The organism is Aminobacter sp. BE322, assembly GCF_050433525.1.
GTDB lineage: Bacteria > Pseudomonadota > Alphaproteobacteria > Rhizobiales > Rhizobiaceae > Aminobacter.
Map to the genome: position 1 here is coordinate 118823 of NZ_JBNPXB010000004.1, position 12743 is coordinate 131565.

Genomic DNA, 12743 nt, shown 5'->3' on the forward strand with positions numbered 1-12743 from the left:
GCAGGCCACCGGGGCGGATTTCCACCCCGGTGGGTACGATTGCAGGGCGGTCGGTCAGCCGAGCTTGCCGATCATTCCCTTGACGAACCAGTTCATGCCGCGGATGTCGGCATCCGCAAGCACCGATCCGGAGGCCACCTTGACGTTGCCGTCCTGGTCCTTCAGCTCGCCGGAATAAGGGTGGACCTTGCCGGCGCCGATGTCGGCCTCGAGCTGCTTGAGCTTGGCGATCACGTCGGCCGGGATCGCCTCGTTGTAGGGCGCCATCTTGACCACGCCGCCGGCGAGGCCGTCCCAGCGCGCCTCGGGCTTCCAGGTGCCGTCGGCAACGCCCCTGGCGGCGCGCAAATAGTCGCTCGACCAGTCGAGGGTGAAGGCGGTGAGCTGCTTGCCCGAGCCGAACTTGGCCATGTCGCTGGCATAGCCGATCGACCAGGCGCCGCCCTCGCCGGCGACCTGCACGCCGGTGGCGGTATCGGTCATCGAGCAGATGACGTCGCAACCCTGCGACAGCAGCGTGTTGGCCGCTTCCTTCTCCTTGCCCGGGTCGAACCAGGAATTGAGGAAGATGGCGTTGCAGGTGATGTCGGGATTGACGCTCTGGGCGCCGAGCAGGAGCGCATTGGCCGGGCCGACGATGTCGGGGATCGGGAAGCCGCCGATGAAGCCGATCTTGCCCGACTTGCTCATATGCGCGCCGGCGGCGCCGGCGACGAAGGTGCCTTCGTAGTACTTGGCCTCGAAGGTGCCGAGATTGGCGAGGTGCACGATGCCCGAGCAGTGCTCGAAGGCGACCTTGGGGAAGCGTGGCGCGACCTTCTGCATCGGCGTGCCGTGCGAGAACGAGGTGCCGAAGATCAGCTGGTTGCCCGAGGCGGCGAGTTCGCGGAACACGCGCTCGGCGTCCTGCGGCATGAAGATGTTGTCGATGACGGTGATGGCGACCTTGTCGCCGAACTCCTGCTTGATGGCCTCGACGCCGAGGCTGTGCTGCTTGGTCCAGCCGATCTCGGCGATGGGGGAGACGTAGACGACCCCGACCTTGAGCGGCTCCTGGGCGCGGGCTGCGCCAGTCAGGCCGCCAGTGGCGAGCGCGGCACCTGCCGCTCCCGAATAATGTAGAAACTTGCGTCTAGTGAGATTGAGCATGATGGTAACCCTCTGTTGGTAGATGCGGCGCCCGGCTTGTCTGCCGGGTCTATTTAGCGGCGTGGTCGTGGGCGTGCGCCCTCGCCTTGCCATTGTCTCCCGTCTTTTTTCTTGGTGCAGGCTGCGGCGCCTCGCCGGCCTTGGTGTCCAAGTAGGGCTCGAGCGCCTCGCGCGGCGTCAGCTCCGGAAATACCTGCCTGTCCATGATGTAACCGCGCACGACGCTCCGGTGATGCGCGTCGATCAGCTCCATGGCCTGCTTCAGCCGGCCCTTTTCGAGCAGTTCGATCACCCGTGCATGGTCGTCGAGAAGGTTGCAATAGTCGAAGTCGGCGGTGATCAGCGAGCGCAGCAGCGTCGTGCGGCGCACGAGTTGGGCGTGTATCTCCTGCATCACCTTGTTGCGGCTGAGCCGCACGAAGACGGTGTGGAACTCCTGGCCGAGCACGTCGGCGAGCGCGTCGTTGCCGGAGGCCACCGCCTGGCGCTGGCGCTCGACATGCTGGCGCAACTCGGCCCACCCGGCGGGGCCGAGACGGTCGCTGAGTTGGGCCGCCACGCCCTGTTCGACCAGGGTGAGCGCGTCGTAGATCTCCATCGCGTCCTGCATGCTCGGACGCGCGACGAAGGCGCCGCGATTGCGCTCGATCTGGGCGAGGCCGTCGTCGGCGAGACGGATCAGCGACTGGCGGATGACGATGCGGCTGACGTCGAATATCTCCGACAGCTCGCGCTCGCCGAGCTTGCAGCCGGGCACGAGCCGGTGATCGAGGATCGCCCGGGTCAACATGTCGGCAATCGCCTGCGAGCGGCTGCTCATGACAACTTCCTCCCCCCGCCAGCGCCTTTGGTCTGCTTGGCGGTCAGCCTCGGCTTGCATGGCGCCAGCGGCACCACTTGTCCCGGGTTACGAATTCCATATCGGTATTCAATCAATTTCGCCTGTCAATCAAAATTCTAATCTGGGTATGCAATTTCTTATTGATTGATATCCAATCCTGTGGTTCCAATGTGGCCATAACAGAGCTAGGTTCATGGGGAAGTGCTAGCCAGGGAGGGTGCGATGAGCAAATCAGCCCTTTGCAGCGACAGAGTCCTTCTTGACGATTGGCATGTGGTCGCGGACCTGACGAACCTGTCGTCGGCCGCGCCGTTCCAGACCCGGCTTCTCGGGGTCGATCTCACCATTCACTGCCGCGGCCGCTACAACAAGGAAGTGGTCCGCAACGACACCGGCGAGGTGGTCAATTCGACCAAGCGCTACGGCTTCCTCTGGGCCTGCCTCGGCAAGCCGGAGCGCGACATCGTCTTCGTGCCCGAGGCCGAGGAGGGCGACCGCTACCTGGTCACCGGCGGGTCGATCGCCGTCAGGGTGTCGGGCCTGCGGGCGGTCGAGAACTTCCTCGACATGGGACACTTTCCCTTCGTCCACACCGGCTGGCTGGGTGAAGAGCCGCATACGGAGGTTGCGCCCTACAAGGTCGAGTTGACGCCGAATGACGAACTGGTGGCGACGGAATGCAAGTTCTACCAGCCCGTCGCATCGCCGACGGCCAAGGAAGGCTTCGTCGTCGATTACGTCTACAAGGTGATCCGGCCCTATACGGTGGCGCTCTACAAGAGCAATCCGGTGCAGAAGCACCGGCTCGACGTCATCACCCTGTTCGTCCAGCCGGTCGACGAGGACAATTGCGTCGCGCACTCCTTCCTCTGCTACCTCAAGGAAGGCGTCGACGAGGCGGGGATCCGCAGCTTCATGCAGTTGATCTTCGCCCAGGACAAGCCGATCCTCGAAAACCAGGTGCCGAAGCGCCTGCCGCTCGATCCGCGCGCCGAAACGCCGATCCGGGCAGACGCCGTCGCCGTGCTCTACCGACGCTGGCTGCGCGACAAGTCGGTAACCTACGGCGCGATACCGGCGCGGATGTGAGCCGCGTCCCCATGAAGGAACCGCATATGACCAAGACGCGATGCACGGATCAGGTGATCCTCGACCTCTGGCACCCGCTGGCGGCCGTGGCCGAAGTACGGGCAGGTGTCGTCGCCGATACGGTGCTGCTCGAGGAGCGCCTCAGCTATGCAGTCGATGGCAAGGGCAATGCCGCCGTCTGGCGCGACCGCGCCGACCTCGCCGAGGGCAGCCCGGTGGACATCGCAGCCGTGGCCGACCGGCTGCCGCTGAAGCTCGCCTATGGCTACATCTGGACGTCGCTCGGCAATCCGCCGGCCGAGCTGTTCCCGATCCCGGAATTCGACGAGGCCGACCGCCGCAAGCTCAATGCCGCCACCGTCGGCGTCAACGTGTCGGCGCCAAGGGCAATCGAGAACTTCCTCGACATGGGGCATTTCCCCTATGTCCACACCGACATCCTCGGCGCCGAGCCGCATACCGAGGTGAAGGAGTACGACGTCGAGATCTCCGTCGACCGCGACGAGATCCTGGCGACGCGCTGCCGCTTCTACCAGCCGATGGCCTCGACCACCTCGGACGGTGGCGCCGACGTCGACTACATCTACCGCGTGCCGCATCCCTATTGCTCGGTGCTCTACAAATCGAGCCCGATGGACGAGAGCCGCCGCGATGTGATCGCCGTGTTCCTGCAGCCTGTCGACCAGGAGCACGTCCGCGCCCACATGATGCTGTGCATCCTCGACGAGGACAATGAGGACAAGGTCATCAAGCGCTTCCAGCAGACCATCTTCGGGCAGGACAAGCCGATCCTGGAAAACCAGTTCCCGAAGCGGCTGCCGCTCGATCCACGCGCCGAAACGCCCATCCGTGCCGACAAGTCGGCCATCGCATACCGCCGCTGGCTCAGTCAGAAGGGCGTGACCTACGGGGTCATTCCCGCCGCTACCTGAGCGTGAGCCGCGCGAAACCCAGTTCTGGAGACAACAATGCTCGATACCGCCAAGACCAGATGGCATCCCATCGCCGCGTCTTACGACCTGCCACTCCGCCATGTCTTCCACGGCCAGCTTCTCGGCCGCGAATTCGCCGTGTGGCGCGCCGACGACGGCTACATCAACGTCTGGGAAAACCGCTGCCTGCATCGCGGCGTGCGCCTTTCCATCGGCATCAATGACGGCCGCGAGCTGAAGTGCCAGTACCATGGCTGGCGCTATTCGAACCGCACCGCCGGCTGCACCTACATCCCCGCCCACCCGGCCGATGCGCCGGCCCGCACCATCACCAACCGCACCTTCGCGGCGGTCGAGCGCTACGGCCTGGTCTGGTCGGCCGAGGAGCCGCAGGGCGAAGTGCCCGAAGTGCCGGGTCTCGCCGAGGGCGAACTGCTCACCCTGCGCGGCATCCCGGTCAACGCGCCGGCTGACGTGGTCGCGGGCAGGCTCAAGGGCTACCGCTTCCAGCCGAACGGCCGGATCGACGGCAGCGACGCCAAGGTTTCGGTCGAAGCGTCGAGCGACTTTTCGGTCGCGCTGCGTGCCACGGATGGCGATGCCGCGACGCTCGCCATCTTCTTCGTCCAGCCGGTCGATTCCAACCGCTCGGTGATCCGCGGAGTGCTCGACGGCAAGGTCGAGGGCAAGGCCCGGCTGGCAGTCCTCCATCACCACAACGACCTTCTGTCGAAGCTGCGCGACATCGTCGAGCGCGAGGCCGCGCTTGAGCCGGCGCCGGCGCCGCTGGAACCGGTCATCGAACGCGTCTCGGCCGAACTCGCCGAGATGCCCGAAGAGACCAAGCACGGCCGCAAGGCAACGATCCGCGTCGAGGTGGCGAGGAAGTGGCAGGCAGCCGACGGCATCGCCGGCTTCGAGCTCAGGCCCATCAAGGGACTGTTGCCGACGTTCCAGCCGGGCGCCCACATCGACGTGCACATGCCGAACGGGCTGATCCGGCAATATTCGATCACCAACGGTCCGGGCGAGAGCGACAGCTACGTCATCGGCGTCAAGCTCGAGCGCGACTCCAAGGGCGGCTCGACCTGCATGCACGAGACGGTGCGCCAGGGCGACGTGCTGGCGATCTCGGAGCCGCGCAACAACTTCCCGCTGCGCCGCGACGCGGTGAAGACCATCTTCGTCGCCGGCGGCATCGGCATCACGCCGCTCTTGGCAATGGCCCAGGCGCTCAAAAACCAGAATCTCCGCTTCGACCTGCACTATTTCGCCCAGAACGATGCCCAGCTTGCCTTCCCCGAGAAGACGGCAAGCCTCGGCGCATCGCTCAAGCCGCATCTCGGGCTCACGCCGGAACAGACCGGCGCGCAGTTGCGCGAGATCCTCGCCGGTTACCGGCCCGACACGCATCTCTATCTCTGCGGTCCGGGCCCGATGCTGGAGGCGGCGCGCCATCTGGCGGCCGAGGCCGGCTGGCCGGAAGCGGCGGTGCATTTCGAATACTTCAAGAACACCAACGTCATCGACGACAGCTCGAGCTTCGAGGTGGCGCTGGCCCGCTCTTGCGTCACCCTCAAGGTGCCTTCGGGCAAGACCATCCTCGAGGTGATGCGCGAAGCCGGCATCGACATGCCGTCGTCCTGCGAGCAGGGCGCCTGCGGCACCTGTCTTGCGACCGTCATCGAAGGCGAGCCCGACCACCAGGACGTCTACCTCAACGATGCCGAGCGCAAGTCCGGCACGAAGATCATGACCTGCGTGTCGCGCGCCAAGTCGGCGCGGCTTGTGCTCGACCTCTAGGAGTTTCCCCGATGATCACGCTTTACGACTACGAACTGTCGGGCAACTGCTACAAGCTGCGCCTGCTGATGACCATGCTGGGCGTCGACTGGAAGACGGTGCCGATCGACTTCTACCCCGGCCGCGAGCACAAGTCGGAATGGTTCCTCAAGATCAATCCGCTCGGGCAATTGCCCGTGATTGAAGACGATGGCACGGTGTTGCGCGACGCCCAGGCGATCCTCGTCTACCTCGCCTCGAAATACGACGCGTCAGGCACCTGGTACCCGCGCGACAATCCGGCCCTGCTCGGCGAGATCAGCCAGTGGCTGGCCTTTGCAGACGGCATCACCGGCACGGCCTCAGCGGCGCGTCTTCACGATGCGCTGTTCTATGAACTCGACGTCGAGACTGCCCGGGCCGGGGCCCATCGCCTGTTCCGCATCCTCGACGAGCATCTGTGGTTCGGCGAGCAGGAGGGGCGGGAGTGGATCTGCTCGGCCGCGCATCCGACCATCGCCGACATCGCCTGCTTCCCCTACATCATGCTGTCCGAAGAGGGCGGCATACCCAGGCAGGATTATCCGGCGATCCGCCGCTGGTGCGACCGCGTCAAGCGCCTGAAGGGTTTCACCGTGATGTCGGGCGTGTTCCCGGCGGGCCCGGCCAAGGCTGCCTGATCCCGTTCAACATAATTCAGTCGGGCAGAGGCCCGGCATTCGAGACATTGGGAGTGAAAGAATGAAAACCCGCGCCGCCGTCGCCGTTGGAGCAGGCAAGCCGCTCGAGATCATGGAGGTGGACCTCGAGGGCCCGCGCGAGGGCGAGGTGCTGGTCGAGATCAAGGCGACCGGCATCTGCCACACCGACGAGTTCACCCTGTCGGGCGCCGATCCCGAAGGCATCTTCCCGGCCATCCTTGGCCATGAGGGTGCGGGCGTCGTGGTCGACGTCGGCAAGGGTGTCTCCTCGCTCAGGAAGGGCGACCACGTCATCCCGCTCTACACGCCCGAATGCCGCTCCTGCCCGTCCTGCCTCAGCCGCAAGACCAACCTCTGCACCGCGATCCGCTCGACGCAGGGGCAAGGCCTGATGCCGGACGGCACCAGCCGCTTCTCGATCGGCAAGGACAAGATCTTCCATTACATGGGCTGCTCGACGTTCTCGAACTTCACCGTGCTGCCCGAGATCGCGCTCGCCAAGGTCAACCCCGACGCCCCGTTCGACAAGATCTGCTACATCGGCTGCGGCGTGACCACCGGCATCGGCGCGGTGATCAACACCGCCAAGGTGGAGATCGGATCGACGGCGATCGTCTTCGGCCTCGGCGGCATCGGCCTCAACGTCATCCAGGGCCTGCGTCTGGCGGGTGCCGACATGATCATCGGCGTCGATCTCAACAACGACAAGAAGCAATGGGGCACCCGCTTCGGCATGACCCATTTCGTCAACCCGAAGGAGGTCGACGGCGACATCGTGCCGTATCTGGTCAACATGACCAAGCGTGGCGCCGACCAGATCGGCGGCGCCGACTACACCTTCGACTGCACCGGCAACGTCAAGGTGATGCGCCAGGCGCTCGAAAGCGCCCATCGCGGCTGGGGCGAATCGATCGTCATCGGGGTCGCGGGCGCCGGCCAGGAGATCTCGACGCGGCCGTTCCAGCTGGTCACCGGCCGCACCTGGAAGGGCACCGCCTTCGGCGGCGCGCGCGGCCGCACCGACGTGCCGAAGATCGTCGACTGGTACATGGAGGGCAAGATCCAGATCGACCCGATGATCACCCACACCCTCAAGCTCGAGGACATCAACAAGGGCTTCGACCTGATGCATGCCGGCGAGAGCATCAGAAGCGTCGTCGTCTACTAGCAGGATACGCCCTGGCTTTTCGCGGGGCCTCAAGCCTCCCAGCTTGCCCTGCGTGTTCCCAAAGCCCGGCGTCGGCCGGCGGTGCGTTCCGGGGTCTCCACAACGCCCCCGACGCGCCGCCGGCCCCTTTGCCGTTTGGCCTACTGGCCGGCTGAAATCGAAAGGCAGAACCGATGAAGACCGTTTCCACGTCGAAGTCGCATGGCGGCGTCCAGGGTGTCTATGTGCATGCGTCGGAGGCGTGTGCCTGCGACATGACGTTTGCGGTGTTCGTGCCGCCGCAGGCCAAGGACGGCCCGGTGCCGGTGCTGTGGTATCTGTCGGGCCTGACCTGCACCCACGCCAACGTCATGGACAAGGGCGAATACCGGCGGCTGGCCGCCGAACTCGGCCTGATGGTGGTCTGCCCCGACACCAGCCCGCGCGGCGAAAACATTGCCGACGAGAAGGACAACTGGCAGTTCGGCTCGGGCGCCGGCTTCTATGTCGACGCGACCCAGGCGCCGTTTGCCGCGAACTACCGCATGTACAGCTATGTCACCGAGGAACTGCCGGCGCTGATCGCCAGGAACTTCCCGGCCGACATGGCGCGTCAGGCGATCTTCGGCCATTCGATGGGCGGCCACGGCGCGCTGACGATCGCCCTGAAGCACCCGGAACGGTTCAAGAGCTGCTCGGCCTTCGCCCCCATCGCCCAGCCGTCGACGGCGGGCTGGTCGAAGCCGGCGCTGGAGAAATATCTCGGCAGCGACGAAAAAACCTGGCGCGGCTATGACACGACGCTCTTGATCGCGGACGGCAAACGCTTCCCCGAATTCCTGGTCGACCAGGGCACATCCGACGGCTTCCTCGAAGAAGGCCTGCGGCCGTGGCTGCTGGAAGAGGCGTGCACCAAGGCCGGTATCGGGCTCACCCTGCGCATGCAGGACGGCTACGACCATTCCTACAACTTCATCTCCACCTTCATGGACGATCACCTCAGGTGGCACGCCGGACGGCTGGGCTGAGGGATCTGGAGCGCTTCCGCTTTTCTTCGAATCGCGGAAACGCTCCATCTCTTTGTTTTGACGCAATTCCGGACGGAAAACCGCTGCGCACTTTTCCTGGAATTGCTCTAAACGAAAACGGCGCCCGGTGCAGGCTCCGGACGCCGTGACGGGCAGCCTGGGAGGATGCTTCCGTCAGAAATCCGCCTGGATGCGGACGAAGCCGCCGAGCGCATCGGCGTCGGCCAGGTCGAAATTGTCGTAGTAGCCGACTTCCGGTGAGACGGTCAGGCCGTCGACCACCTTCCAGGCGATGTTGGCGTCGTCGGTCTTGGCGCCGGCCATGGCCCAGAGCGAGATCCTGTCGCTGACGGTCAGGTCGAGCCTGAGCTTTCCGGTCCATTCCTCTGCGACTGAATCGTAGCCCGCGACGGCGGTCACGCTGCCCCAGTCCTGTGCGTAGGCTCCGCCGATCACGACGCGCGGCATATAGCTGTCGATGACGTCTTCACCCCAGCCGCCTTCGAGCGCGGCTGCCAGCGTCAGCCCGTTCGAGCCGGTGTAGGTGTAGCCGAGCATGGTGGTGGTGAACGGCCCGTAGCCGACGATCGCGTCGTTGGACACGGCGCCGGCATAATAGGTCTGGGTGATGAACAGCGAGTCGTTGACGCCGGCAAAGAAGCCGCCGAGCTCGATCATCGCCATCTCGATCTCGGCGCTATGGACAGCTTCGGCAGCGTCGCGCTTTTCCTGGAAATTGATGTTGGCATAGGTGCGGAACGTGCCGAACTCGGTCTCGGCCCGGGCATCGGTCTGCAGCTGGAAGCGGGCGAGCGTGTAGTAGGCGTCGCGGTCGCGGTCGCCGTCGACATCGATGCCGAAGAGCGGGCCGAAGCCGGTTTCGAGACGGAGATAACCGCCGACCCTGAGACAGGTCTCGACGAGATCAACGCCTTCTTCGCAGGCGCCCGGCAGATGCGCGCCGACATCAAGCAGCGCGTGGCCTTTGTCGAGTCCTGGTACGATCCGGGCAAGGCCGCCGAATACACCAACGCCCAGGTGGCGACCGGCGTCGACGGCATCCTGCAGCTCACCGGCAATTTCGAGGCGTGCAAGCTCAACAAGGTCTACTGCTTCGGCAGCAAGGCCGACGAGAACTACTTCGCGCCCATCGACTATGTCTACCGCCAGCTGCTGGCCAAGAAGGCAGAGGGTTTCGGTATCCTCCTGGCCTCCGAGGAACTCGAAGACCTGATGAAGCTCTGCGACCGCATCGCCGTCATCCACCGCGGCAGGATCGTCGGCGTGGTCGAACCGGCCGCGACGACCCCGCAGCATCTCGGCCTGATGATGGCCGGCCAGGCCATTCCGGGAGGTGAAGCCCGTGCACATTAAGCTCGAACAACGCCATGCCTCCAGCCTGCTCTGGCAGGGCATGTCCTATGGCCTCGCGATCATGGCGGGCTTTGCCGCCACCGCCGTGCTGCTGAAACTGTCGTCGGCCGATGTCTCCACTGCCTTCGCCGCCCTGTTGCGCGGCGCTTTCGGCAGCCAGCGTGCCGTCTTGCGCACGCTCGTCGATGCGACGCCGCTGATCCTCACCGGGCTCGCCGCACTCGTCGTCTTCCGTGCCCGCATATGGAGCATCGGCCAGGAGGGCCAGGTCTATGCGGGCGCGATGGGCGCCTACTGGGTCGCCTCTTCGCTGCCGGACGCGCCGCTTCTTGTCGTCGGACCGCTGGCGATTGCCGGCGCCATGCTCGGCGGCGCGACGATGTCCGGCATCGCGGCCGTGCTGCGCAACCGCTACGAGGTCAACGAGATATTCTCGACGGTCATGCTCAACTACATCGTCGTCTATCTGCTCTCCTGGCTCCTGGCCGGCGAACCGTGGACCGAGGCGGGCACGACCGTCGCCTACCACCAGACCCAGCTTTTGGCGCAATCGGCCTGGCTGCCGCAATTGTCGGGACCTCTTCATGCCGGCATCCTGATCGCGATTGCCGCAGCGATTGCAGACCACCTCCTGCTTGAGCGCACCTCGGCCGGCTACGACATGCGGGCGCTGGGCGCCAACCAGACGGCGCTGCGCTTCATGGGCATGGACGTGCCGCGCGTCGTGCTGGTCACCATGCTCCTTTCAGGCGCGCTTGCCGGCCTCGCCGGCGGGGTGGAACTGCTCGGCGTCCAGCAAGCTGCGGCTGCGACGGGCGCGCCAGCTGATCGAGCTCACCGACATGCCGATCACCGACATCGCCATCGCCTGCGGCTTCATCTCGCCGTCCTATTTCTCCAAGAGCTTCAAGGACCACTTCAGCGTGCTGCCGAGCCAGCTCCGCTGCTGCTGAAGCTCTGATTGGGATGCGGAGCGGCAAACGTCTCCTGGCAGTGCATCCGATGGCCGCTCACCGCGTCTCCGGCATAGCCAGCAGAGCGACCGAACCGACGCTGCCCATCGGTTTGGCCAGGCTGATCTCCTTCACCAGTTTCTGGCGCAAGGCCGACGTGTAGAGGCTCGGACTGTTTAGCGGCATGACGAAGGCATTTGGACCGCCAATGACGTTGTCGGCGAAGTAGCGGGAGAGGTCCTGCCGAACACCAAGCCGGATCTCCGGAAGCGCTATCGCGTTGATCGTGCAGCCGGCGGCGATCGCGCGCTGCCGGCTTTTGTCGACCGACAGTCCGTCGTTGTTGATGCCGTTGGCGGAGATGTCGATGATCTTGTTGGACGCGTTTCCCGCGTAGCTGTCCAAGAGCCCGACGCTCAGGTCGATGGCGAAGGAGATGGAGGTCTGGCACATGGCTTCGCAGGAAAGGCCCCTGTCGCCGCCCTTGCGGATGGCGGACGCCACGGCTTGCGCCTCTTCGGTTCCGCAGACTTTCGTCCATGGCACGACCGAGCGCATCTGGCCGTAGCTGGACCATTCGACATAGGTGATCGCGACACAGCCGGCGTGGGTGCGGGCGATGGCAGAAAGGACAGCCTGCGAAGAGATCGCTTCGGCATGACCCTCGCGCTGCATCTCGGCCGTGGCCGGATCGACCGAGCCGGAGACATCGACCGCAAACACGATGGCGGTGTCGATTTCGGTGGCAGGGGCTTCCGTGCCGCCCCAGGCCAGGACAACCGCGATCGCCAATGATCCGACAAGGGAGCTCAAGCCCATGGCCGTGCTCCTCCAAAGAGCGTTGCCTCGATGGGATGAAGGTGCGTCCAGCAATTCCTGGTGGTATGGGGGCGATGCTACACCGCGAGGCGGCCGCCCGACAGGTGGCCAAAGGAGCTAGCGCTTTTGGGGTTGGTGGCGGCGGCGATCGTCACCGTGCCTTCGAAGCCCGCTCGGCTGCTTGCAAACCCAAGCCAGATCGAACTGCGCCGTATCGCCGTAACGGATCGGCTCCATTCCGAGACGGGGCAACAAAGCAGTTTCGAGGAAATTCCGCTGGTGGAGCTGAGGGGGATCGAACCCCTGACCTCGTCATTGCGAACGACGCGCTCTCCCAGCTGAGCTACAGCCCCGTCCAGCGGATGGCGCATTTATTGGTGGTGCGGGGCGGATGTCAAGCGAGGTTTGATCCGCGACCGACTTGGCTTGTCAGGTGCGGGGAGAGGGCCCTCCGGACATCGTCCGTCTTCCCAACTCGCTGTATCTGGCAAGGTCGCGCCGGGAGCGATCGTGCGGCCGAGGGCCGGCGCCCGATACGGTACCCGGCGCCCGGTGACGAGGGGAGGCGGTTGCGGCGGGGCTTGCCGCTCAGGCGTGCAATGTCTAAATGTCGGCAATTCATTGGAGAACGGCATGCTCGCCCTCATTCAGACGATCGTCCTGGCCCTCGACCTCTATTGGTGGATCATCATCGCTTCGGCGATCTTCTCCTGGCTCTATGCCTTCAACGTGGTCAACCCGCGCAACCAGTTCGTCGGCACCATCGGCAACATGCTGTTCCGCCTCACCGAGCCGGCGCTGCGGCCGATCCGCCGCTTCATGCCCGATCTCGGCGGCCTCGACATCTCCCCGATCATCCTTTTGCTCGCCCTGTTCTTCGTCAGGCAATTCATCGTCACGACCATCGCGCCGATGGTGCTCTGACCGG

The 12743-nt window shown here is 64.9% G+C and carries 12 protein-coding genes and 1 tRNA gene; 8 read left to right on the plus strand and 5 right to left on the minus strand.

Going from position 1 to position 12743, the window contains the following annotated elements; genetic code table 11:
- Window positions 1-54 precede the first annotated feature (54 nt).
- A complete protein-coding gene (locus tag J2X50_RS08660; RefSeq protein WP_429093966.1) occupies window positions 55-1149 on the minus strand; it encodes a BMP family ABC transporter substrate-binding protein in 1095 nt (364 codons plus the stop codon).
- A 49-nt stretch (window positions 1150-1198) separates the two neighbouring features.
- Window positions 1199-1969 carry a GntR family transcriptional regulator gene (locus J2X50_RS08665; protein ID WP_347967061.1) on the minus strand — a complete coding sequence of 257 codons (771 nt, stop codon included), beginning with the start codon at window positions 1967-1969 and terminating at the stop codon, window positions 1199-1201.
- A gap of 243 nt (window positions 1970-2212) precedes the next feature.
- On the opposite strand from J2X50_RS08665, the gene J2X50_RS08670 reads away from it, so the two are divergent.
- The 6 genes from J2X50_RS08670 to fghA all read left to right on the plus strand — a co-directional run bounded on the left by J2X50_RS08670 (window position 2213) and on the right by fghA (window position 8669).
- On the plus strand, window positions 2213-3079 hold the full coding sequence (locus J2X50_RS08670; RefSeq protein WP_429093968.1) for an aromatic ring-hydroxylating dioxygenase subunit alpha: 867 nt from the start codon (window positions 2213-2215) through the stop codon (window positions 3077-3079).
- Window positions 3080-3105: 26 nt separating this feature from the next.
- Window positions 3106-4011: an aromatic ring-hydroxylating dioxygenase subunit alpha gene (locus tag J2X50_RS08675; protein WP_429093970.1), complete on the plus strand. Its 906-nt coding sequence runs from the start codon at window positions 3106-3108 to the stop codon at window positions 4009-4011.
- Between the two features lie 36 nt (window positions 4012-4047).
- Window positions 4048-5814, plus strand: coding sequence for a Rieske 2Fe-2S domain-containing protein (locus J2X50_RS08680; RefSeq protein ID WP_429093972.1), 1767 nt, complete (start codon window positions 4048-4050; stop codon window positions 5812-5814).
- A gap of 11 nt (window positions 5815-5825) precedes the next feature.
- Complete coding sequence (locus tag J2X50_RS08685; RefSeq protein ID WP_429093973.1) at window positions 5826-6473, plus strand: glutathione S-transferase family protein; 648 nt, start codon at window positions 5826-5828, stop codon at window positions 6471-6473.
- Window positions 6474-6534: 61 nt separating this feature from the next.
- Window positions 6535-7662, plus strand: coding sequence for an S-(hydroxymethyl)glutathione dehydrogenase/class III alcohol dehydrogenase (locus J2X50_RS08690; RefSeq protein WP_429093974.1), 1128 nt, complete (start codon window positions 6535-6537; stop codon window positions 7660-7662).
- 173 nt (window positions 7663-7835) lie between these two features.
- Window positions 7836-8669 (plus strand): S-formylglutathione hydrolase, encoded by an 834-nt coding sequence (fghA, locus tag J2X50_RS08695; RefSeq protein WP_429093976.1) that lies wholly within the window; start codon window positions 7836-7838, stop codon window positions 8667-8669.
- Window positions 8670-8843: 174 nt separating this feature from the next.
- On the opposite strand, the gene J2X50_RS08700 is transcribed toward fghA, so the two are convergent.
- Complete coding sequence (locus J2X50_RS08700; RefSeq protein WP_429093978.1) at window positions 8844-10085, minus strand: porin; 1242 nt, start codon at window positions 10083-10085, stop codon at window positions 8844-8846.
- On the opposite strand from J2X50_RS08700, the gene J2X50_RS08705 reads away from it, so the two are divergent.
- Window positions 10033-11004 carry an ABC transporter permease gene (locus J2X50_RS08705; RefSeq protein WP_429093980.1) on the plus strand — a complete coding sequence of 324 codons (972 nt, stop codon included), beginning with the start codon at window positions 10033-10035 and terminating at the stop codon, window positions 11002-11004. The genes J2X50_RS08700 and J2X50_RS08705 overlap by 53 nt on opposite strands.
- Before the next feature lie 49 nt (window positions 11005-11053).
- Here J2X50_RS08705 and J2X50_RS08710 read toward each other — a convergent pair whose 3' ends face one another.
- Entirely contained in the window at window positions 11054-11815 is a 762-nt protein-coding gene (locus tag J2X50_RS08710) for a DUF1194 domain-containing protein (RefSeq protein ID WP_429093982.1), read from the minus strand.
- Window positions 11816-12092: 277 nt separating this feature from the next.
- Window positions 12093-12168, minus strand: a tRNA-Ala gene (locus J2X50_RS08715).
- 280 nt (window positions 12169-12448) lie between these two features.
- On the opposite strand from J2X50_RS08715, the gene J2X50_RS08720 reads away from it, so the two are divergent.
- Complete coding sequence (locus J2X50_RS08720; RefSeq protein WP_429093984.1) at window positions 12449-12739, plus strand: YggT family protein; 291 nt, start codon at window positions 12449-12451, stop codon at window positions 12737-12739.
- The last annotated feature ends 4 nt before the right edge of the window (window positions 12740-12743 follow it).